General features: G+C 67.2%; 21 protein-coding genes and 1 tRNA gene. 11 read left to right on the forward strand and 11 right to left on the reverse strand.

The window, feature by feature from the left end; genetic code table 11:
* Positions 1–1,950, forward strand: a complete 1,950-nt coding sequence (gene acs / locus ACRDU5_RS08775) for an acetate--CoA ligase (protein ID WP_526614091.1) — start codon at positions 1–3, stop codon at positions 1,948–1,950.
* Here the strand turns inward: acs and ACRDU5_RS08780 are convergent.
* Positions 1,943–2,653, reverse strand: a complete 711-nt coding sequence (locus ACRDU5_RS08780) for a S1 family peptidase (RefSeq protein ID WP_526614092.1) — start codon at positions 2,651–2,653, stop codon at positions 1,943–1,945. The two genes, acs and ACRDU5_RS08780, sit on opposite strands and share 8 nt — an antisense overlap.
* Positions 2,654–2,787: 134 nt before the next feature.
* Here ACRDU5_RS08780 and ACRDU5_RS08785 point away from each other — a divergent pair, with 134 nt between their 5' ends.
* Complete coding sequence (locus ACRDU5_RS08785) at positions 2,788–3,309, forward strand: phage holin family protein (RefSeq protein WP_526614093.1); 522 nt, start codon at positions 2,788–2,790, stop codon at positions 3,307–3,309.
* A 35-nt stretch (positions 3,310–3,344) separates the two neighbouring features.
* Entirely contained in the window at positions 3,345–4,304 is a 960-nt protein-coding gene (locus tag ACRDU5_RS08790; RefSeq protein ID WP_526614094.1) for an alpha/beta fold hydrolase, read from the forward strand.
* Here ACRDU5_RS08790 and marP read toward each other — a convergent pair.
* Genes marP through nth form a run of 4 tightly spaced genes read right to left on the reverse strand, consistent with a single transcriptional unit; the run spans position 4,297 to position 7,599 of the window.
* A complete protein-coding gene (marP, locus tag ACRDU5_RS08795; RefSeq protein ID WP_526614095.1) occupies positions 4,297–5,484 on the reverse strand; it encodes an acid resistance serine protease MarP in 1,188 nt (395 codons plus the stop codon). The two genes, ACRDU5_RS08790 and marP, sit on opposite strands and share 8 nt — an antisense overlap.
* Complete coding sequence (locus ACRDU5_RS08800; RefSeq protein ID WP_526614096.1) at positions 5,481–6,266, reverse strand: NUDIX hydrolase; 786 nt, start codon at positions 6,264–6,266, stop codon at positions 5,481–5,483. The genes marP and ACRDU5_RS08800 overlap by 4 nt, the downstream gene beginning before the upstream one ends.
* Positions 6,263–6,910 (reverse strand): TlpA family protein disulfide reductase, encoded by a 648-nt coding sequence (locus tag ACRDU5_RS08805; protein WP_526614097.1) that lies wholly within the window; start codon positions 6,908–6,910, stop codon positions 6,263–6,265. The genes ACRDU5_RS08800 and ACRDU5_RS08805 overlap by 4 nt, the downstream gene beginning before the upstream one ends.
* Positions 6,911–6,918: 8 nt before the next feature.
* A complete protein-coding gene (gene nth / locus ACRDU5_RS08810; RefSeq protein WP_526614110.1) occupies positions 6,919–7,599 on the reverse strand; it encodes an endonuclease III in 681 nt (226 codons plus the stop codon).
* A gap of 233 nt (positions 7,600–7,832) precedes the next feature.
* On the opposite strand from nth, the gene ACRDU5_RS08815 reads away from it, so the two are divergent.
* Together ACRDU5_RS08815 and crp are read left to right on the forward strand one after the other, a co-directional pair.
* Positions 7,833–8,126 (forward strand): hypothetical protein, encoded by a 294-nt coding sequence (locus ACRDU5_RS08815; RefSeq protein WP_526614111.1) that lies wholly within the window; start codon positions 7,833–7,835, stop codon positions 8,124–8,126.
* Between the two features lie 101 nt (positions 8,127–8,227).
* Entirely contained in the window at positions 8,228–8,902 is a 675-nt protein-coding gene (gene crp / locus ACRDU5_RS08820; protein ID WP_526614098.1) for a cAMP-activated global transcriptional regulator CRP, read from the forward strand.
* 8 nt (positions 8,903–8,910) lie between these two features.
* On the opposite strand, the gene ACRDU5_RS08825 is transcribed toward crp, so the two are convergent.
* The 3 genes from ACRDU5_RS08825 to sp36 are packed head-to-tail and all read right to left on the reverse strand — an operon-like array spanning position 8,911 to position 10,318.
* Positions 8,911–9,696, reverse strand: a complete 786-nt coding sequence (locus tag ACRDU5_RS08825; RefSeq protein WP_526614099.1) for an MBL fold metallo-hydrolase — start codon at positions 9,694–9,696, stop codon at positions 8,911–8,913.
* Positions 9,693–10,157: a RidA family protein gene (locus ACRDU5_RS08830; RefSeq protein WP_526614100.1), complete on the reverse strand. Its 465-nt coding sequence runs from the start codon at positions 10,155–10,157 to the stop codon at positions 9,693–9,695. The genes ACRDU5_RS08825 and ACRDU5_RS08830 overlap by 4 nt, the downstream gene beginning before the upstream one ends.
* Positions 10,157–10,318, reverse strand: coding sequence for a Sp36 family protein (gene sp36, locus ACRDU5_RS08835; protein WP_014817956.1), 162 nt, complete (start codon positions 10,316–10,318; stop codon positions 10,157–10,159). The genes ACRDU5_RS08830 and sp36 overlap by 1 nt, the downstream gene beginning before the upstream one ends.
* Positions 10,319–10,366: 48 nt before the next feature.
* Between sp36 and bagA the strand changes: the two genes are divergently transcribed.
* Positions 10,367–11,398: an ATPase BagA gene (gene bagA / locus ACRDU5_RS08840; protein WP_526614101.1), complete on the forward strand. Its 1,032-nt coding sequence runs from the start codon at positions 10,367–10,369 to the stop codon at positions 11,396–11,398.
* 31 nt (positions 11,399–11,429) lie between these two features.
* Positions 11,430–12,560, forward strand: coding sequence for an ATPase BagB (bagB, locus tag ACRDU5_RS08845; protein ID WP_526614102.1), 1,131 nt, complete (start codon positions 11,430–11,432; stop codon positions 12,558–12,560).
* Between the two features lie 3 nt (positions 12,561–12,563).
* Here the strand turns inward: bagB and ACRDU5_RS08850 are convergent, their stop codons facing one another.
* Positions 12,564–12,920: a WhiB family transcriptional regulator gene (locus tag ACRDU5_RS08850; RefSeq protein ID WP_526614103.1), complete on the reverse strand. Its 357-nt coding sequence runs from the start codon at positions 12,918–12,920 to the stop codon at positions 12,564–12,566.
* Positions 12,921–13,209: 289 nt separating this feature from the next.
* Between ACRDU5_RS08850 and ponA2 the strand changes: the two genes are divergently transcribed.
* From ponA2 to ACRDU5_RS08870, 4 genes are all read left to right on the forward strand, one after another.
* Positions 13,210–15,660 (forward strand): transglycosylase/D,D-transpeptidase PonA2, encoded by a 2,451-nt coding sequence (ponA2, locus tag ACRDU5_RS08855; protein WP_526614104.1) that lies wholly within the window; start codon positions 13,210–13,212, stop codon positions 15,658–15,660.
* 72 nt (positions 15,661–15,732) lie between these two features.
* Entirely contained in the window at positions 15,733–16,689 is a 957-nt protein-coding gene (locus tag ACRDU5_RS08860) for a metallophosphoesterase (protein WP_526614105.1), read from the forward strand.
* Positions 16,686–17,792, forward strand: a complete 1,107-nt coding sequence (gene cds1 / locus ACRDU5_RS08865) for an L-cysteine desulfhydrase Cds1 (protein WP_526614106.1) — start codon at positions 16,686–16,688, stop codon at positions 17,790–17,792. The genes ACRDU5_RS08860 and cds1 overlap by 4 nt, the downstream gene beginning before the upstream one ends.
* 278 nt (positions 17,793–18,070) lie before the next feature.
* Positions 18,071–18,144 (forward strand) — tRNA-Pro (locus ACRDU5_RS08870).
* A 75-nt stretch (positions 18,145–18,219) separates the two neighbouring features.
* On the opposite strand, the gene ACRDU5_RS08875 is transcribed toward ACRDU5_RS08870, so the two are convergent.
* Together ACRDU5_RS08875 and ACRDU5_RS08880 are read right to left on the reverse strand one after the other, a co-directional pair.
* A complete protein-coding gene (locus ACRDU5_RS08875) occupies positions 18,220–19,440 on the reverse strand; it encodes a site-specific integrase (RefSeq protein ID WP_526614107.1) in 1,221 nt (406 codons plus the stop codon).
* Between the two features lie 200 nt (positions 19,441–19,640).
* A partial coding sequence (locus ACRDU5_RS08880; protein ID WP_526614108.1) for a replication initiator occupies positions 19,641–20,020 on the reverse strand: 380 nt, incomplete at its 5' end.

Here is a 20,020-nt window from a genome sequence, read left to right on the forward strand (position 1 = left end):
ATGTCCGAGACGCATACCGAAGCTCTGTCCGCCTATCCACCGCCCGCCGACTTCGCCGCGCAGGCCAACGGGACCGCCGAGCTGTATGACGAGGCCGCGAAGGACCGGCTGGCGTTCTGGGCGGAGCAGGCCAACCGGCTGTCCTGGGACACACCGTTCACCGAGGTACTGGACTGGTCGGAGGCCCCGTTCGCCAAGTGGTTCGTCGGGGGCAAGCTCAATGTCGCCTACAACTGCGTGGACAGACACGTCGAGGCCGGCAACGGGGACCGGGTCGCGATCCTTTGGGAGGGCGAGCCCAAGGACGACAGTCGGACGCTGACCTATGCCGAGTTGCAGGCCGAGGTGTGCAAGGCCGCCAACGCACTGACCGACCTCGGCTTGGTCGCCGGAGACCGGGTCGCCATCTACATGCCGATGCTGCCGGAGGCCATTGTCGCCATGCTGGCCTGCGCGCGTCTCGGTGTGCTGCATTCCGTCGTCTTCGCGGGATTCTCGGCGACCGCCCTGAAGGCTCGCATCGAGGACGCCGAGGCCAAGCTGGTGATCACCAGCGACGGGCAGTACCGCCGCGGCAACGCGGTGTCACTGAAGGAATCCGTCGACGACGCAGTCGAAGGACAGAAATCGGTTGAGCACGTGCTGGTGGTGCGGCGCACCGACATCGACACCCCGTGGACCGAGGGCCGCGATCTGTGGTGGCACGACACCGTCGAGGTGGCATCACCCGAGCACACCCCGGAGGCGTTCGACTCCGAGCATCCGCTGTTCCTGCTCTACACCTCGGGCACCACCGGCAAGCCAAAGGGCATCATGCACACCTCCGGCGGCTTCCTGACCCAGTCGTCGTACACGCACCACAACGTCTTCGACGTCAAGCCGGAAACCGACGTGTTCTGGTGCACCGCCGATATCGGCTGGGTCACCGGGCACACCTACATCGTCTACGGCCCCCTCTCCAACGGCGTCACCCAGGTCGTCTACGAGGGCACGCCGGCCTCACCGAACGAGCACCGGCACTTCGAGGTGATCGAAAAGTACGGTGTGACAATCTATTACACCGCCCCTACCCTGATCCGGATGTTCATGAAGTGGGGCCGCGAGATCCCCGATGCACACGACCTGTCCAGCCTGCGACTGCTCGGCTCGGTCGGCGAGCCGATCAACCCGGAGGCGTGGCGGTGGTATCGGGATGCCTTCGGCGGCAACCGAACCCCGGTCGTCGATACCTGGTGGCAGACCGAAACGGGGTCGATCATGATCTCACCGCTTCCGGGCGTCACGGTCGCCAAGCCGGGTTCGGCGATGACACCGCTGCCGGGCATCACCGCGAAGATCGTCGACGACGAGGGCAACGAGTTGGTGCCCGGCGCCGACGAGGGCGAGCATGTCACCGGCTACCTCGTGCTGGACCAACCGTGGCCGTCGATGCTGCGCGGCATCTGGGGAGACCCGGAGCGGTACAACGAGACCTATTGGTCGCGGTATGCCGAGCAGGGCTGGTACGTCGCCGGCGATGGTGCCCGCATCGACGCCGACGGCAACATCTGGCTGCTCGGCCGTATCGACGACGTGATGAATGTGTCGGGACACCGGATCTCGACGACCGAGGTGGAGTCGGCGCTGGTCGGCCACTCCGGTGTCGCGGAGGCGGCCGTCGTCGGCGCCACCGACGAGACCACCGGCCAGGGCATCTGCGCGTTCGTCATCCTCGAATCGCAGACCAAGGACAACGCCGACATGGTCGACGAACTGCGCGAGCAGGTCGCCAAGGAAATCGGAAAGATCGCGCGGCCGCGTGAGATTCACGTGGTGCCGGAACTGCCGAAGACCCGCAGCGGCAAGATCATGCGACGGCTACTGCGCGACGTCGCCGAGGGCCGCGAACTGGGCGACACATCGACCTTGGTGGATCCCGGTGTGTTCGAAGCGATTCGGGCCGCTAAGTAGCTGCGCCGACAGGAACGAAGCCGGATCCCGGCCGGTTCTTGGAGGTGATGTCACCAAGCACCGCATTGATCGACATGGTCACCGCCGGTGTGTGCAGCGGGATGAACTTGACCACGCACGTCGGTAGGTCCTCGGCGAATGCGCCGTGGATCATGCCCACCAGGCGGTTGTTTACGGTGACCGGCCCCCCGGAGTCGCCCGGCTGCCCGCATACCTGATTGACCATGGTGCCCGGTTCTTCGCCGGGTCCCCAGGTGACGCCGCACGAGTAACCGGTGGTGCGACCCAGCTTGCATGCGACTTCGCCGAAGGCGGGGTCGGGCCCGATGCCGTCGATGCGGAAGCCGTTGATGGTGTTGACCGGCCTGACCTTCTGGGGATCGAATTGGATCACCGCGTAATCGAGGGCGTCGTTGCCGGCGACCATGGTGCCAAGCACGCCGCTGGCCTCGGCGCCTTCGGCGGCCACCTGCGCCCCGGGTCCACCGCAGTGTGCGGAGGTGAACCCGATCAGATTGCCGCGATTGTCGGTGCCGATCGAAGTCAGCGTGCACAGCGTTTCGCCGTTGACGACCAGGCCCGAACCACCGCCCAGGGTGACGGGTTCATCGGCGTGCGCGATCGGTGCGGTTGGTGCCAGCACGGCGGCCAGGGCCACGATCGCCGCCAATAGATTCCGAAGCCAGCGGTGCCCGGTGCTCAAGAAGCCATCCCCCATCGACGTCCCGACCCGCCTACCCAACAGAGAACTCGAGTCTATCGTCGGCCGGGATCGTTTCGGCCGTCGCCACATGGCACCATGATTCGCAACCGACATCTACTGGGGAGGAAACGTCCGTGAGCAGTGGCGACCGGAAGAACGGCGTGCCGACCACCGTGACCTCGATACCGCTGGTGGACCCGCACGCCCCCAGGCCAGATCCGTCGATCGGTGACCTGGTCAAGGATGCGACGGCTCAGGTGTCGACCCTGGTGCGCGCCGAGGTCGAACTCGCCCGCGCCGAGATCACCCGCGACGTCAAGAAGGGCCTCACCGGCAGCGTCTACTTCATCCTCGCGCTGGTGGTGTTGTTCTATTCCACCTTCTTCTTGTTCTTCTTCGTCGCCGAGTTGCTCGACACCTGGCTGTGGCGCTGGATGGCCTTCCTGATCGTGTTCGGGATCATGGTTGTCGTCACCGCGATTCTCGCGCTGTTCGGCTATCTCAAAGTCCGGCGAATCCGTGGGCCGCGGAAGACCATCGAAACCGTCAAGGAGATTCCCGAGGCGCTCACGCCGGGCCACGACAAGGCCGCCAAGGCGCTGGCTTCTCCTGACGGCAAGGCGGGCAACCCGACCGCAGATCCGTCAGGCTGGTAATGCCTCGGAGCCGCGCTGGCGGCGACATCGGACGGATGCCCGATCCGTCGGTGACACGCATCGGCGGTCCGTGGCGCCATCTTGAGGTGCACGCCAACGGGATTCGGTTCCATGTCGTGGAGGCCGACGCCAAGCCCGACGAATCGGACAAGCCGATGACCGAGCGGCCGCTGGTCATCCTGCTGCACGGGTTCGGCTCGTTCTGGTGGTCGTGGCGGCACCAACTGCGCGGGCTCACCGGCGCCCGCGTCGTCGCGGTCGACCTGCGCGGCTACGGCGGCAGCGACAAGCCGCCGCGGGGCTATGACGGCTGGACGCTGGCGGGTGACACCGCGGGTCTGGTCCGCGCACTCGGGCACCCGTCAGCCACGCTGGTCGGTCACGCCGACGGCGGCCTGGTCTGCTGGGCGACGTCGGTGCTGCACCCGCGGATGGTGCGTGCGATCGCGGTGATCAGCTCGCCGCACCCGTGCGCACTGCGCTCTTCCGCGCTGACCCGGCGCGATCAAGGACTGGCGCTGCTGCCATGGATGCTGCGCTACCAGATACCGATCTGGCCGGAGCGCGCGCTGACCCGACACAACGCCGAGGAACTGGAAGGCCTGGTTCGCAGTCGTGCCAGTGAGAAATGGCTTGCCTCAGAAGATTTTTCCGAGACCATCAGACACATGCGCCAAGCGATCCAGATACCGTCGGCGGCGCATTCGGCACTGGAGTACCAGCGCTGGGCGGTACGTAGCCAGCTGCGCAGCGAGGGTCGCCGATTCATGAGGTCGATGAAACGGCCGCTGGCGGTGCCGGTATTACACATCCGCGGCGACGCCGACCCCTACGTGCTGGCCGACTCGGTGTATCGCACGCAACGATACGCGCCGCATGGCCGCTACGTATCAATCGCTGGCGCAGGTCATTTCGGTCATGAAGAAGCACCGCAGGAGGTCAATGGCCAATTGTCGCGTTTCCTGGACCAGGTGTACGGATCTCCGATCATGTGACACAAACCCCGGTCGGGACAGGCTGGGAGTTGCCGATCCTGGCCAGCTGTTGCGCGACTTCCTCGGCGGTCAGCACGAACCCGGTGTCCGCGTCGTCGACGGCTGCGCCGAACACCACACCCAACACCTGTCCATTGCGGTCGATCATCGGGCCACCGGAATTGCCTTGCCGCACAGTGCCTCTGATTGTGTATACCTCGCGTTCGACTGTCTTTGTCCGGTAGATGTCCGGTCCGCTGAGGTTGATCGTCTCGCGCACCCGCGCCGGGGTCGCCTGGAAGTCACCACCGCCGGGGTATCCCAGCACCAACGCGTCGGTGCCGGTCTTGGCTGGCTCTTCGGCGAACATGAGCGGGTTCGACGGCAAGTCCGGCACGTCGAGGATGGAGATGTCGGCGTCCGGGTCATAGGACACCACGCTGGCGTCGTAGGTCTGGCCGTCGTTTTCGACGGTGACGCTGTCCGAACCCGCGACCACGTGCGCATTGGACATCACCCGGTTCGGTGAGACCACGAAACCGCTGCCCTCCAACACCTTTTGGCAGCCGGGCGCCGTACCCCGAATCTTCATCACACTCGGCGCGACAGCGGCGACGACCGGGTCGGCGGTCAAGGCGGCGTTCGGTTCGTCGACGGCGACAATGGGCGTGCGGCCGAACGGTTGCAGCACGTCGGGTAGGCCGGAGGTGTCCAACAGCGCCGAGAGCCGGTTGGGAACCGACTTCAGCCAGCTCGGGGCCACCTCGTTCACCTGGCCCAGCACCTGCGAGCCGCGGACGGCGGCGGCCAGGCTTGGCTGGTCGGACCTCGTGAGCGGGGTAGCCAGCAGCCACGCCGCCACCAGCACGGCCACGATCTGTATACCGACGCCGATCACCGAGTCGAACGTGCGCAGCGTGCGGTTACGGATAGCGCCCCGTACCGCGCGGCCCAGCACCACGCCGGCGATCTCGCCGATCACGACCAACCCCAGGATCAAGAACAGGGCCACGAACAGCTTGGTGCGCGGTCCGGTGATGTTGCCGACCACATGCGGTGCCAGCAGCACCCCGGCGGTCGCGCCCAGCACCACGCCGATGAAGGACAGCAGCGAGCCCAGCGCCCCGGAGCGCCAGCCCGAGATGGCGGCGACGAGCGCGATAGCGAGAACGGCGAGGTCCAGCCACTGCGACGATGTCATTGTTGGGCCTCACCATAGCTGTCCTCGTGTCCGACCAGGGCCATCGCGTCGTCCAATTCGCGCACGTCGTCGGTGTTCCACGGCTGCGACCAGCCGGCCACGTCGAGCATCGCGGAGATCACCTGGCCGGTGAACCCCCACACCAACATTTCGTCGAGCAGAAACGCCGGGCCGGCGAAGCGACGCGTATTCTCCTTGCGATACACCATGATTCGGTTCTCCGGATTGATGAACGCGCGCACCGGTACCCGCGCCACTATCACGGCTTCCGATTCGTCCACCACGGCGACCGGGCCCGGATCGGGCGAGTAGGCAAGCACCGGCACAACGTGGAAGCCCGACGGCGGGATGAACATCTTCTCAAGCGTCGCCAGCATGTGTAACCGGCCAGGGTCGACGCCGGTCTCCTCGTTCGCCTCGCGCAGCGCGGTGTGTATCGGACCGGTGTCGCCGGGATCGGCGGCTCCGCCGGGAAACGCGGCTTGGCCCGCATGGTGGCGCAACGTCGATGCCCGCACCGTCACCAGCAGATCCGCGTCGTCCGGCACCCCGCCGGTAGTCGACGAATCCTGCGGACCGGAGAACAGCACCAGCACCGCGGCGTCGCGGCCTGCGCCGGTCATCGCCGCCGTGGCGTTGGCAGCGGTGACCAAGGCCAGCACCTCGGCGGGTACCCGGCGGCGGTAGGCGCGCTTCACGTGGTGGGCGTTGTCGACCAGCGGTTTGAGCCAGGACGGGGCGGCGTCGGGAGTCAGCAGACTCCGTTCGCGCTTGGAGCTCACCCCGGCACTCCTAACTGTGGACCGACCGCAGCGGCGATCTCATCGGCGCTGGCGAACGAACGCGGCAGGATCTCGGCAACGCTACCGTCCGGGCGCAGCAGCACCGTCGCGGGCATCACGTTGGGCACCTGCAATGCCGCGGCGATCAAGCGCCTGCCGTCCTGCAACGTCGGCAGCCGCACCCCCAGCTCGGCCAGCCGCAGCAGTGCGGCGGTTTCGTTCTCGTCCTGATGCACCGTCACCACCATCGCGTCCGGACCGACCCGCCGTTGATACTCGGCCATCGCGGGCAGTTCCTCGGCGCACGGCGCGCACCAATAGGCCCAAAGGTTCAGCACCACCGCCCGGCCGGCCAGCGCCCTGGCGACGTCGACGTCCGAGCCGTCGCCCGCGCACTCGACCGTGATGCCCTGCAGCCTCTCCGGACCCGCCGCCGGCCCGGTGGTTGGACACGGCTCCAGATCGGCCCGCTTCCGCGGCCCGGCCAGCGCCTCGGGGGTATCAGCGTCCCGGTGTTCGCGGGCCGGCCCCGGCCCGCCAATGCCGGTCGGCAATCTGTTGCGGTCCAGCTGCGTCCACAGCGCCACCCCGAGCGCGACCACGACGACCATCACCGCGACGGTAAAGCGGGTCGACGTTCTCATGACCGGGGCTACAGCCCGGCCAACGCCAGCAGGTGTTCGGCCTCCGGGCCCTTGACCAGCGGAGCCGCCTCCACCGGGTCGGTTGGGCCGGCGCCGAATGCCGGGCAGTCCTTGGCCAGCACGCACACGCCGCAGGCCGGCTTGCGGGCGTGACAGACACGACGGCCGTGGAAGATCACCCGGTGGCTCAGGTCGGTCCACTCGCTGCGCTCGACGAGGTCGCCGACCGCGTGCTCGACCTTGACGGGGTCCTGCTCCTCCGTCCACCGCCAGCGCCGGACCAGCCTGCCGAAGTGGGTGTCGACGGTGATCCCGGGAATGTCGAAGGCGTTGCCGAGGATGACGTTGGCGGTTTTGCGCCCGACACCGGGCAGGGTGACAAGCTCCTCCATGGTCGCCGGCACCTCGCCATCGAACCGCTCGACCAGCTCCTGGCCCAGCCGGATCAGCGCGTTGGCCTTGTTGCGGTAGAAGCCGGTGGGGCGGACCATTTCCTCAAGTTCGGTGCGGTCGGCCTGCGCGTAGTCCAACGCGCTGCGGTACTTCTTGAACAACGCCGGGGTGGTCAGGTTGACCCCCTTGTCGGTGCTTTGTGCCGACAGGATGGTCGCCACCGTCAATTCCAGCGGATTGGTGAAGTCAAGCTCGCAGTAAACATGCGGAAACGCTTGTGCCAGTTCGCGGTTCATTCGTCGCGCCCGCCGCACCAGCCCGAGGTGGGTCTCCGAATCCCACTTACGGGCGCCCGCGCGCTTGGCCGGCTTGGCCGAAGACTCACCCACCGTCACGGCTGCCAGCGTACTGACGGAACCGACAATGGGTACTGCGGACCGGTGACATTTCGTGATCCCACCGAGACCTTCGCCGTGTTTACTACAGCCTTGTGTCGTGGTTGCTCGTGGCCTTCATTCCAGGGTTGCTGATGTTGGCCACATTCGGGCTGGAGCGCCTGGAGTCGGGCCTGAACCGCGACACCGTCTCGGCTGCCGACGTCGCCCAGTTCCTCAAGCAGGCGCGGGCCGATGACGTCCGTACGCTGGCGCGAGACGGTATGCCGCAAGCATTGGACTGCCTGCATCGTCGGCTGCACGAACCCGATTCCGGGTTCGAGTCCATCAAAACCGTCGATGAGTGGACGCATTTGCCAACGCCGCTCTATGTGTACAACCGCGCCAATACTGAGTTTCAGCCGACTCGGCATGCCAATCGTGTGTAGCGTGGCTAGTCACGAAATGGCCTACCTCTAGACTTATCTCGCTAACCAATTAGAGGTCGGCTTGCGCATGTCATATCACCCAACAGCTTAAGAGGGGCAACGTGGACGAGATCCTGGCCAGGGCCGGAATCTTCCAGGGGGTCGAGCCGAGCGCCGTATCCGCGCTGACAAAGCAACTGCAGCCTGTCGACTTCCCGCGCGGACACACCGTGTTCGCCGAGGGAGAGCCCGGCGATCGGCTGTTCATCATCATCGCGGGCAAGGTCAAGATCGGACGCCGGTCTCCGGACGGCCGCGAAAATCTCCTCACCATCATGGGCCCGTCGGACATGTTCGGCGAATTGTCGATCTTCGATCCGGGTCCGCGGACCTCGAGCGCGACCACGATCACCGAGGTGCGCGCGGTGTCCATGGACCGCGACGCGCTGCGCGCCTGGATCGCGGATCGGCCCGAGATCGCCGAGCAGCTGCTGCGGGTGCTTGCTCGCCGGCTGCGTCGCACCAACAACAACCTGGCCGACCTGATCTTCACCGACGTGCCCGGACGGGTCGCCAAGCAGCTGCTGCAGCTGGCACAGCGGTTCGGTACCCAGGAGGGTGGCGCGCTGCGGGTGACGCATGACCTCACACAGGAAGAGATCGCTCAGCTGGTCGGCGCGTCGCGCGAGACGGTCAACAAGGCGCTCGCCGACTTCGCACATCGCGGCTGGATCCGCTTGGAGGGCAAGAGCGTTTTGATCTCAGACTCCGAGCGGTTGGCCCGCCGCGCCCGCTAGTTCTCGCGCTATCTGGCGCGGAGGTGGTCGAGCTGGGCTTGCACCGACCATTCGGCGGCGTCCCACAGCTTTTCGTCGACATCGGTGTAGACATGCTCGACGATCTGGCGGGCACTGGCGTCGTCGCCGAGCGTCCGCAACGCGTCACGCACCTGATCGAGCCGCTCCCGGCGATGTGCCAGGTACATCGCGGTGACCTCCTCGAGGTCGTCGAGGTCGGGGCCATGGCCCGGCAGCACCGTCCGGTGGCCCAGGCCGTGCAGCCGCTTCAACGATTCCATGTACTCGGCCAGGCTGCCGTCTTCCTTGTCGATGACCGTGGTGCCGCGGCCCAGCACGGTGTCCGCGGTCAGTACGGCGCCGTCGAGCAGGAACGACAGCGAATCGGCGGTATGCCCGGGGGTGGCCATCACCGTGATGCGCAGGCCGGCGGCGTCGATGACCTCGCCGTCGGTCAGGGGACCACCCAGTCCGCGGAGGAACCCGCTGCCCACCGAGCGCACCGTCGCCCCGGTGCGTTCGACGAGCTTGTCGATGCCGTCGGTGTGGTCGCCGTGCTTGTGGCTGATCAGCACCAGCGCGATCGTGCCCAGGGCGACCAGCCGGGCGATGTGCTCATCGTCATCGGGACCGGGGTCGACGATCACCATCTCGTCGCTGCGCGGCCCCCGCAGCACCCAGGTGTTGGTGCCGTCAAGCGTCAGCAACCCGGGGTTGTTGCACAGCAGCACCGAGGCGGTCTCGGTCACCGGGCGCAGCAGCCCGTAGGCCGGATGCTCGAGACCCGAGCTCACTTCACCTCGACGATCAGCTCAATTTCCACCGGCGCGTCCAGCGGCAACTCGGATACCCCGACCGCGGAGCGGGCGTGCGCCCCGGCATCGCCGAACACCTCACCGAACAGCTCGGACGCCCCGTTGACGACAGCTGGCTGGCCATGGAATCCCGGCGCGGAGGCGACGAACCCGACCACCTTGACGACGCGGACGATGGCATCGATGCCCACCAGCGAGTGCACCGCCGCCAGCGCGTTGAGCGCACAGATCCGGGCCAGCGTCCTGCCCACCTCGGGGGTGACCTCGGCGCCGACCTTGCCGATCGCCGACAGCTCGCCCGCCGCCATCGGCAGCTGCCCTGCGGTGTAGACGAGGTTGCCGGTGCGCACCGCGGGCACGTAGGCCGCCAGCGGCGCGGCGACCTCCGGCAGCTTGATGCCCTGGTCGGCGAGCCGGGCTGACCAGGTCGACTCGGCCATCACTTGGGTCGCTTCAGGTAAGCCACATGCTGCTCACCGGTCGGGCCCGGCAGCACCGACACCAGCTCCCAGCCGTCTTCGCCCCACTGGTCGAGAATCTGCTTGGTGGCATGCGTCAGCAGCGGGACGGTGGCGTACTCCCAACGGGTCGGTTCGCTCATGGGGTTGAGCTTATCGGGCGGCCGGGAGGGCTTCGTTAGCATGCAGTGGTGGCTACCGCACCGAACGGCCGTAAACACCTCGGCTGGCCGTCTCGCTTGACCAAAGCGCGATTGCACTTCGTCACCGGCAAAGGCGGCACCGGCAAGTCGACCATCGCCGCCGCGCTGGCGCTCGCGCTGGCGGCCGGGGGGCGCACAGTACTACTGGTCGAAGTCGAAGGGCGACAAGGCATTGCGCAACTTTTCGACGTGCCTCCGCTGCCCTACGAAGAAGTGAAGATCGCAACCGCCGACGGCGGCGGCCACGTCAACGCGCTGGCCATCGACACCGAGGCGGCCTTCCTGGAATACCTGGACATGTTCTACAACCTCGGTCTGGCCGGCCGCGCGATGCGGCGGATCGGTGCCGTCGAGTTCGCCACCACGATCGCACCGGGTCTGCGTGACGTGCTGCTCACCGGCAAGATCAAGGAAATCGTTGCGCGCGCCGACAAACCCAGCCGGGCCACCAAGCACACCGTGTACGACGCCGTGGTGGTGGACTCGCCGCCGACCGGTCGCATCGCCCGCTTCCTCGACGTCACCAAGGCCGTCTCGGATCTGGCCAAGGGCGGCCCGGTCCATTCGCAGGCCGACGGCGTCGTCAAGCTGCTGCACTCCGATATGACGGCGATCCACCTGGTGACCCTGCTGGAGGCGCTGCCGATGCAGGAGACCATCGAGGCGATTGACGAGTTGAAGGAGATAGGCCTGTCCATCGGCAGCGTCATCGTGAACCGCAACATCCCGGCGTATCTGGAGCCCGACGCCCTTGCCAAGGCCGCCGAGGGCGACATCGACGCCGACGCCGTCCGCGCCCAACTGACCAAGGCCGGAATCACATTGTCCGACAGCGACTTTGCCGGTCTGCTCACCGAGACCATCCAGCACGCCACCAGGATCACTGCGCGCGCAGAGAGTGCCGAGCAACTCGACGAGCTCGACGTGCCGCGACTCGAGCTGCCGGCCCTTCCCGACGGCGTTGACCTTGGCAGCCTGTACGAGCTTGCCGAAGCGCTTGCCCACCAGGGCGTCCGATGAACGAAGAGAATCGGACCAAGGAGCCCCGTCGATGAGTACCACGCCGCCTGTCCTGGACATGGGCTCGATCCTGGAGGACACCTCCAATCGCGTCGTAGTCTGTTGCGGCGCAGGCGGTGTCGGCAAGACCACGACTGCGGCTGCGATGGCGCTACGGGCAGCCGAGTATGGCCGCACGGTCGTGGTGTTGACCATCGACCCGGCGAAGCGGCTGGCCCAGGCGCTGGGTATCGAGGATCTGGGCAACTCGCCGCAGCGGGTGCCGCTCGCTCCGGAAGTGGCGGGCGAGCTGCACGCGATGATGCTGGACATGCGCCGCACCTTCGATGAAATGGTCGTGCAGTACTCGGGGCCCGAACGCGCACAAGAGATTTTGGACAACCAGTTCTATCAGACGGTTGCCACCTCGCTGGCCGGCACCCAGGAATACATGGCGATGGAGAAGCTGGGCCAGCTGCTCGCCGAGGACCGTTGGGATTTGGTGGTGGTGGACACCCCACCGTCGCGCAACGCGTTGGACTTCCTGGACGCCCCAAAGCGGTTGGGCGGCTTCATGGACAGTCGGTTGTGGAAGCTGCTGTTGGGTCCCGGTCGCGGCATCGGACGACTGGTCACGGGGGCGGTCGGGCTGGCCATGAAAGCGCTGTCGACGGTGCTCGGCTCGCAGATGCTGTCCGACGCGGCCGCCTTCGTGCAGTCACTTGATGCCACGTTCGGGGGCTTCCGGGAGAAGGCCGACCGTACCTACGAGCTGCTCAAGCGGCGCGGTACCCAGTTCGTCGTGGTCTCGGCGGCCGAGCCGGACGCGCTGCGGGAGGCATCGTTCTTCGTCGACCGGCTGTCTGAGGAACACATGCCGCTGGCCGGACTGATCCTCAATCGCACTCACCCGACGTTGTCGAGCCTGCACGCCGACAAGGCCTCCGAAGCGGCCGACGATCTGGAGGCCGAGGATCCCGACGCGCCGGCGGGCGCGGTGCTGCGGATTCACGCCGCGCGGGCGATGACGGCCAAGCGCGAGATTCGGCTGCTGTCGCGGTTCACCGGCGCCAACCCGCACGTGGCCATCGTCGGGGTGCCGTCACTGCCGTTCGACGTTTCGGATCTGGAGGCGCTGCGGGCCATCGCCGATCAGATCACCGGCGAGGCGGAAGCGGCGTAGCGCCTAAACCGCGCTGCGGTGTTTGCGCTGGGCGGCGAAGAAGTCGGCCCAGGACACCACTTCGGGGTGCTGCTTGAGCAGGGCTCGGCGCTGGCGTTCGGTCATACCGCCCCAGACGCCGAACTCGACGCGATTGTCGAGGGCGTCGGCGCCGCATTCCAGGATCACCGGGCAGTGCCGGCAGATCACCGCGGCTTTGCGCTGCGCGGCGCCCCGGACGAACAGCTCATCGGGGTCGGCCTGGCGACATCGGGCCTGGGACACCCACGCGATGCGGGCCTCGGCCTCCGCGCCGTGGACCAAACTGTGGGGTGGAGAGGCAGTGCTTGTCCTACGAACAGCGGGCCGTGTGCTCGACACCAGCGTTCCCCTTACAGTCCAGCCGCCCCCTCAGCGACGGCGTAGTCCTCCGGTGTAGAACGCTGATGCGATCTACGCCACATTGCGCAGGTGATTGTTACCTGAATCGCACTGTGTCTACAAGCTAGGTGGTCACAGGGTATTTACGCAACAGTTTGTTTGCCCTTTTTTGGCACGACCGTGCCGTCTGACGGTCCTGACGGACCGCACAGCGCTCCGTAACCCCGTTTATGCTGGCAATCGACCCGCGCCGGGGATGCTGACCGGCGACGTCGTTACTCTGTAGGACATGCCGGAGCGCCCGCCGACCGCTGTCACGGTCATCAAGCTGGCGTGGTGCTGCCTGCTGGCCAGTGTGGTCGCCGCGGCGCTGATGTTCCCGGTCGTCGGCGGGTTCGGCCTGGTCTCGAACCGGGCCTCCGACGTGGTTGCCAACGGTTCCGCCCAGCTCGTCGAGGGCGAAGTGCCCGCGGTGTCGACGATGGTGGACGCCAAGGGCAATGTCATCGCGTGGTTGTACTCGCAGCGCCGGTTCGAGGTGCCCGGCGATCAGATCGCCAACACCATGAAGCTGGCCATCGTCTCGATCGAGGACAAAAGGTTTGCGGAGCACAACGGCGTGGACTGGCAGGGCACCCTGACCGGTCTGTCCGGCTACCTGTCCGGCAACATCGACACCCGCGGCGGCTCCACCATCGAGCAGCAGTATGTGAAGAACTACCAGTTGCTGGTTATCGCGCAGACCGACGCGGAAAAGCGGGCGGCCGTGGAGACCACGCCGGCCCGCAAGCTGCGCGAGATCCGGATGGCGCTGACGCTGGACAAGACGTTCACCAAGCCGGAAATCCTGACCCGCTACCTGAACCTGGTGTCATTCGGGAACAACGCGTTCGGTGTGCAGGACGCCGCGCAGACCTACTTCGGCATCAACGCCTCCGAACTGAACTGGGAGCAGTCCGCGCTGCTGTCCGGCATGGTGCAGTCGACGAGCACGCTGAACCCCTACACCAACCCCCAGGGTGCGCTGGAACGGCGAAACCTCGTGCTGGACACCATGATCGAGAACCTGCCGCAGGAGGCCGAGGCGCTGCGCGCGGCCAAGGAGCAGCCGTTGGGCGTTCTGCCGGTGCCCCAGGAGCTGCCGCGCGGCTGTATCGCCGCCGGCGACCGGGCCTTCTTCTGCGATTACGTGCTGGACTACCTGGCCCGCGCGGGCGTCAGCAAGGAGCAGGTGGCGAGGGGCGGCTACCTGATTCGGACCACGCTGGACCCAGACGTGCAGGCCCCGGTCAAGTCCGCCATCGACGGCATCGCCGGCCCGGACCTCGAAGGCATCGCGAGCGTGATGAGCGTGATCAAGCCGGGCAAGGAGTCCCATCCCGTGCTGGCGATGGCCAGCAACCGGACCTACGGGCTGAACATCGAAGCCGGCGAAACCATGCAGCCCCAGCCGTTCGCGCTGGTCGGCGACGGCGCCGGGTCGGTGTTCAAGGTCTTCACCGTGGCCGCCGCGATGGACATGGGCATGGGCATCAACGCGCAGCTGGACGCGCCGAGCCGATTCCAGGCGAAGGGCCTGGGCAGCGGCGGCGCCAGGGGCTGCCCGCCGGCTACCTGGTGCGTGCAGAACGCCGGGAACTACCGCGGCTCGATGAATGTCACCGACGCGCTGGCCGTCTCGCCGAATACCGCGTTCGCCAAGCTCATCTCGCAGGTCGGGGTGCAGCGCACGGTGGACATGGCGGTCAAGTTGGGCCTGCGGTCCTACGCGCTGCCCGGTACCGCGCGCGACTACGACCCGGAGAGCAACGAGAGCCTCGCCGACTTCGTCAAACGGCAGAACCTCGGCTCGTTCACCCTGGGCCCCATCGAGGTCAACGCCCTCGAGCTGTCCAATGTGGCCGCGACGCTGTCTTCCGGCGGGGTCTGGTGCCCGCCTACGCCGATCGACAAGGTCTTCGACCGCGACGGCACCGAGGTGTCGGTCACCACCGAAACCTGCGAACAGGTGGTGCCCGAGGGGCTGGCCAACACCCTGGCCAACGCGCTGAGCAAGGATGATACCGGCGCGGGCACGGCGGCCGGCGCGGCCGGATCGGCGGGCTGGGATCTGCCGATGTCCGGCAAGACCGGCACCACCGAGGCGCACCGCTCGTCGGGGTTCCTCGGATTCACCAACACCTTGGCGGCAGCGAACTACATCTACGACGACTCCACCAACCCCGGCGAGCTCTGCTCGTACCCGCTGCGCCAGTGCGGGTCGGGGAACCTGTACGGCGGCAACGAGCCGGCTCGGACCTGGTTCCAAGCCATCAAACCGGTCGCTAACAACTTCGGCGAGGTCAAGCTCCCGCCGACCGATCCGCGCTTCGTCGACGGGGCGCCGGGCTCGCGGGTACCCAGTGTGTCGGGCCTGACCCAGGGGCTGGCACGGCAACGACTGAAGGACGCCGGCTTCCAGGTCGCCGACCAGGCCACCCCGGTCAACAGCACTGCGTCGTACGGTGCCGTGGTCGGGACGTCGCCGTCCGGCCAGACGGTGCCCGGGTCGATCATCACCATCCAGATCAGCAACGGCATCCCGCCGCCACCACCGCCGCCGCCCGCCGCGATCCCGGGTCTACCGCCGATCGCCGGCTCGACGGTGGTGGAAATCCCCGGTCTGCCACCCATCACCGTGCCGGTGCTGGGTCCGCCCCCACCACCGGCTCCGCCGCCCGGGGCACCGCCGCCGCCGTGATCGGTGCGGCCTAGATAACGCTGGCCGGGTCGGAGCCGATGCGGGCGGCTGCCTGGCAGTAGGCTGCCTGGCATGCCCGCCGCCCCGATTCTGAAGAACACTGCCGCCGTGGCCGCCGGCTCGCTCGTCGCCGGCATCGGTTACGCGTCGATCATCGAGCGGAACGCGTTCGTGACGCGCGAGGTGACGATGCCCGTGCTGACCCCGGGTTCGACGCCGTTGCGGGTGCTGCATATCAGCGACATCCACATGCGACCCAATCAGCGCCGCAAGCAGGCTTGGCTGCGCGAGCTGGCCGGCCTCCAGCCGGACCTGGTCGTCAACACCGGCGACAACCTGGCCCACCCGAAGGCGGTGCCCGCCGTCGTGCAGACGCTGGGCGACCTGCTGTCGGTGCCGGGCGTATTCGTGTTCGGCAGCAACGACTACTTCGGGCCGCGGCTGAAGAACCCGGCCAATTACCTGACGAATCCCGGCCACCGCGCGTACGGCCAGCCGCTGCCGTGGCAGGACCTGCGAGCCGCCTTCACCGAGCGTGGCTGGCTGGACCTGACGCACACCCGCCGCGAGTTCGAGGTGGCCGGGCTGCGGATGGCCACGGCCGGTGTGGACGATCCGCACCTGTCCCGCGACCGCTACGAGGCCATCGCCGGGCCGGCCAGCCCCATCGCGAACCTGAAGCTGGGCCTGGCGCACTCGCCCGAGCCGCGGGTGCTGGATCGCTTCGCCGCCGACGGCTATCAGCTGGTGATGGCCGGCCATACCCACGGCGGCCAGCTCTGCCTGCCGTACTACGGCGCCATCGTCACCAACTGCGACCTGGATCGGTCGCGGGTCAAGGGTGCGTCGCGGTGGGGCGCCAACATGGCGCTGCACGTCTCGGCCGGCATCGGCACGTCGCCGTTCGCTCCGCTGCGGTTCTGCTGCCGGCCCGAGGCCACCCTGCTGACCCTGGTGGCGACGCCGACCGGTGGTCGTGACGCCGGTCTGCGGGCGGGGCAATCCCACCCCACTGCTTCGGTGCGGTGAACGACCGCGCCTCGATCGCGGTCCGCAACCAGCCACGCCGGTGGGCGGACAACGCCGTTCGGTTGATCGAGGCCGATGCCCGGCGCAGCGCCGACACCCATTTACTGCGATACCCGCTGCCGTCGGCCTGGTCGGAGCGGGTCGACGTCGCGCTGTACCTCAAGGATGAGTCCACCCACATCACCGGCAGCCTGAAACACCGGCTGGCGCGGTCGCTGTTCCTCTATGGGCTGTGCAACGGCTGGATTGGTGAGAACACCACCGTCATCGAGGCGTCGTCGGGGTCGACGGCCGTCTCGGAGGCGTACTTTGCGGCCCTGCTGGGCGTGCCGTTCATCGCGGTGATGCCGTCGTCGACCAGCGCCGCGAAGATCCAACTCATCGAATCCCAAGGCGGGCGTTGCCATTTCGTGGCGGAGTCCGCACAGGTGTACGCCGAGGCGGAGCGGTTGGCCGAGGAGACCGGCGGGCACTATCTGGACCAATTCACCAACGCGGAGCGGGCCACCGACTGGCGCGGCAACAACAACATCGCCGAGTCCATCTACGCGCAGATGGACGAAGAGACGCATCCCATTCCGGAGTGGATCGTGGTCGGTGCGGGCACGGGCGGGACGAGCGCGACGATCGGCCGGTATATCCGCTATCGCCGATATGCCACCCGGTTGTGTGTAGTCGACCCGGAGAACTCCGCCTTCTTCCCGGCATTCGCGCAGGGCCGAGATGACGTGGTCACCGGGGTGTCGTCGCGGATCGAGGGCATCGGCCGGCCGCGGGTCGAGCCATCCTTCCTGCCGGACGTGGTCGATCGCATGGTGATGGTTCCCGACGCCGCCTCCATCGCCGCCGCCCGTCACGTCAGCACGGTGCTGGGCCGCCGGGTCGGCCCGTCGACCGGCACGAATCTTTGGGGTGCGTTTGGCCTGCTGGCCGAGATGGTCGCCGACGGACGCAGCGGATCGGTGGTGGCGCTGATCGCGGACAGCGGCGATCGCTACGCGGACACCTATTTCAGCGACGAGTGGCTGGTCAAGGCGGGGCTGGACCCGTCGGACGCCGCCGGGGTGCTGGTGGAATTCGAGCGTTCCGGTCGCTGGCCCTGATCCTCGGAATCCCGGATGAGTGGCCCGTCGGAGGTCAAGAACAGCCACAACGCGGCCAGGGCGAAGAAGCCCAGATAGATGGACGCTCCCAACCCGGTCATCTCGTGCCTCGCTTCAACGGTTACCCGGCAATCTGCCGTCATTGTGCATAACGCCACCGACAAACCGGATTCATCCCGCGGCGTGGCGTGACGTACGTCGCCAAGAGTCCCGTTGTCCGACCCGATATCGATTTGGCGGCGAACCTTGCGGGTGCGATACGCTGTCGTGGCTTTACGCGGGGTGTGGCGCAGCTTGGTAGCGCGCTTCGTTCGGGACGAAGAGGTCGTGGGTTCAAATCCCGCCACCCCGACGCAGGTCAGAGGCCCTTTCTCATCGCGGAGAGGGCCTCTTTGCATGCCCGTACAGCAGCGAAGTACAGCAGTGGTCATCCTTCGAGCCGATCACTGAGCCGCTTGAGCGCTTCGCGCGTCTCCTGCGAGGAGACCACGGTGTAGATCTCCAGGGTCACCGACGACTCGGCGTGCCGCAGCACCTCCATGGCCACCCTGGGATGGACGTCGAGGGCCGCGAGCATCGACGCACAGCTGCGGCGGGCGTCGTGGACGGTGATCCGCCGAACGCCGGCTCGAGCGACCCGCGCGTCCCACGAGCGGTTGAAGTAGCGCGGCTCGACCGGCGTCCCGTACCGCGTGGCGAACACCAACTGCGAACTTTGCCAAGCATCCGCCGCCGCTGCCCGATCTTCGTCCCGACGCTTCTCCCGGAACCGCCGAGCCGCCACACGGATGTCAGGCATCGGCAGCACGGCCGTCGAGGCGTCGGTCTTCGTCTCGCGATGCAGTAGCTGCCGCTTGACCCGTTGTAGCTGGACGTTTACCGCCAACTCTGCGCCGTCCAGGTTCACGTCTGGTTCCCACCGTAGGCCGAGTTCCTCACCCTTGCGAAGGCCGAGGACCAAGATCAGGACATACGCGGTGTAGAGCGGGTCACCATCAGCCCGAGCGGATTCGAGGAACTGCCGCGCCTCATCGACCGTCCAGGCCTGGCGTCGGTGCTTCCGAGCCGGTGGCAGCTTCACCAAACCCGCGACGTTCTTGGAGATCAGCTCTTCTCGTGCAGCGTTGCCGAGAGCGCTTCGAAGTGCCGTTCGCAGATCGCGCAAAGTCCGTCCGGATACGACCTGGCCGCAGCACTGGCCCACGGCACAGCAACGCTGCTTGTCATGAGGGCGTCGCGCATCTTTCCCCTGAGCGCAGCACTGACACTGACGACCAACGCCGTTGAGCCGGGTCTGAACCTCCCGCACCTGCAGGCGATCGAGCCGCTTCGCGCCAAGCCCCGGAACGATATACAGCCGTACAAGCGTCTCGTACGTGGACGCGGTGAGTGGCGCGACGTTCGGTTCAACGGCCTCGCGCAGCCAGTAGGCCAAGTAGCTCCCGACAGACGGCGTCGAGGTCGCCACCGGACCCTTCCGCGCTTCGCCTTGCAGCATCCACTTCTGATGGACGTCCTCGCGGGTCTTGCCGTAGACGTACTTGCGTTGACGGTTGCCGGCCGGTGTGGTCACCCAGACGTACGCGGCGTAGCCGTTGCGATACGGGAAGATCGGGCCCTCGCCATTCCTACGCGATCGCCTGGTCATCCTGCCGCCTCCATCTCGACTCGCCGGATGAATTCGTCCACCGCGGCAGGAGTGATCCGGCGATGGTGGCCGTGTTTGACCGAGCGGATCTCGCCAGTGAGCACGAGGTCTTGCTGAGACCGAAGCCGAGCATGTGCGCAACCTCGGCAACGGTCAGCCACTTTCTGACAATCTCCTCACTGGCCACTTCCTCACTCCTTTCACGCGGCCTGCTGACTTTGGAGCTCTTCGCGGGCGATGCGGCGGTGTTCGCGGGCTTGCGCGGCGGCGGTGTTGGCGAGGAGCGCGTCGCCGGTGGTGCGCCAGCCGGTGCAGGCGTAGGTGAGCGCGCCCACGATCAACGTGGTTTCGTCCTCGGCGTGGTCGGCGGTGCGGTGCTTGGCGCGTCGCCAGAGCTGCCGGGCCTCGCGGAGCGCGCGGAGGGTGGTGGGGTAGCGGCGGCTCTTGGTGGAGAATGGCCGCCGAAACCGAGCATGTGCGCCCACCGGCGGAGCCGGGCGTACGGCGATTCGCCGTCCCTGTCGCCGGCGTTGCCGGGGTGGCGTGGGAGCGGCCGGCCGAGCCGCCAGCACGCCTCGAC

The sequence above is a fragment of the Mycobacterium sp. genome, assembly GCF_050701515.1.
Taxonomy (GTDB): domain Bacteria; phylum Actinomycetota; class Actinomycetes; order Mycobacteriales; family Mycobacteriaceae; genus Mycobacterium.

Excerpts from the sequence above, each read along its gene's own strand:
- acs (WP_526614091.1), top strand. The coding sequence starts at position 1 with ATGTCCGAGACGCATACCGAAGCTCTGTCCGCCTATCCACCGCCCGCC.
- ACRDU5_RS08790 (WP_526614094.1), top strand. The coding sequence starts at position 3,345 with ATGCCCGATCCGTCGGTGACACGCATCGGCGGTCCGTGGCGCCATCTT.
- marP (WP_526614095.1), bottom strand. The coding sequence starts at position 5,484 with ATGACATCGTCGCAGTGGCTGGACCTCGCCGTTCTCGCTATCGCGCTC.
- ACRDU5_RS08805 (WP_526614097.1), bottom strand. The coding sequence starts at position 6,910 with ATGAGAACGTCGACCCGCTTTACCGTCGCGGTGATGGTCGTCGTGGTC.
- nth (WP_526614110.1), bottom strand. The coding sequence starts at position 7,599 with ATGAACCGCGAACTGGCACAAGCGTTTCCGCATGTTTACTGCGAGCTT.
- ACRDU5_RS08815 (WP_526614111.1), top strand. The coding sequence starts at position 7,833 with ATGTTGGCCACATTCGGGCTGGAGCGCCTGGAGTCGGGCCTGAACCGC.
- ACRDU5_RS08830 (WP_526614100.1), bottom strand. The coding sequence starts at position 10,157 with ATGGCCGAGTCGACCTGGTCAGCCCGGCTCGCCGACCAGGGCATCAAG.
- sp36 (WP_014817956.1), bottom strand. The coding sequence starts at position 10,318 with ATGAGCGAACCGACCCGTTGGGAGTACGCCACCGTCCCGCTGCTGACG.
- bagB (WP_526614102.1), top strand. The coding sequence starts at position 11,430 with ATGAGTACCACGCCGCCTGTCCTGGACATGGGCTCGATCCTGGAGGAC.
- ponA2 (WP_526614104.1), top strand. The coding sequence starts at position 13,210 with ATGCCGGAGCGCCCGCCGACCGCTGTCACGGTCATCAAGCTGGCGTGG.
- ACRDU5_RS08860 (WP_526614105.1), top strand. The coding sequence starts at position 15,733 with ATGCCCGCCGCCCCGATTCTGAAGAACACTGCCGCCGTGGCCGCCGGC.
- ACRDU5_RS08875 (WP_526614107.1), bottom strand. The coding sequence starts at position 19,440 with ATGACCAGGCGATCGCGTAGGAATGGCGAGGGCCCGATCTTCCCGTAT.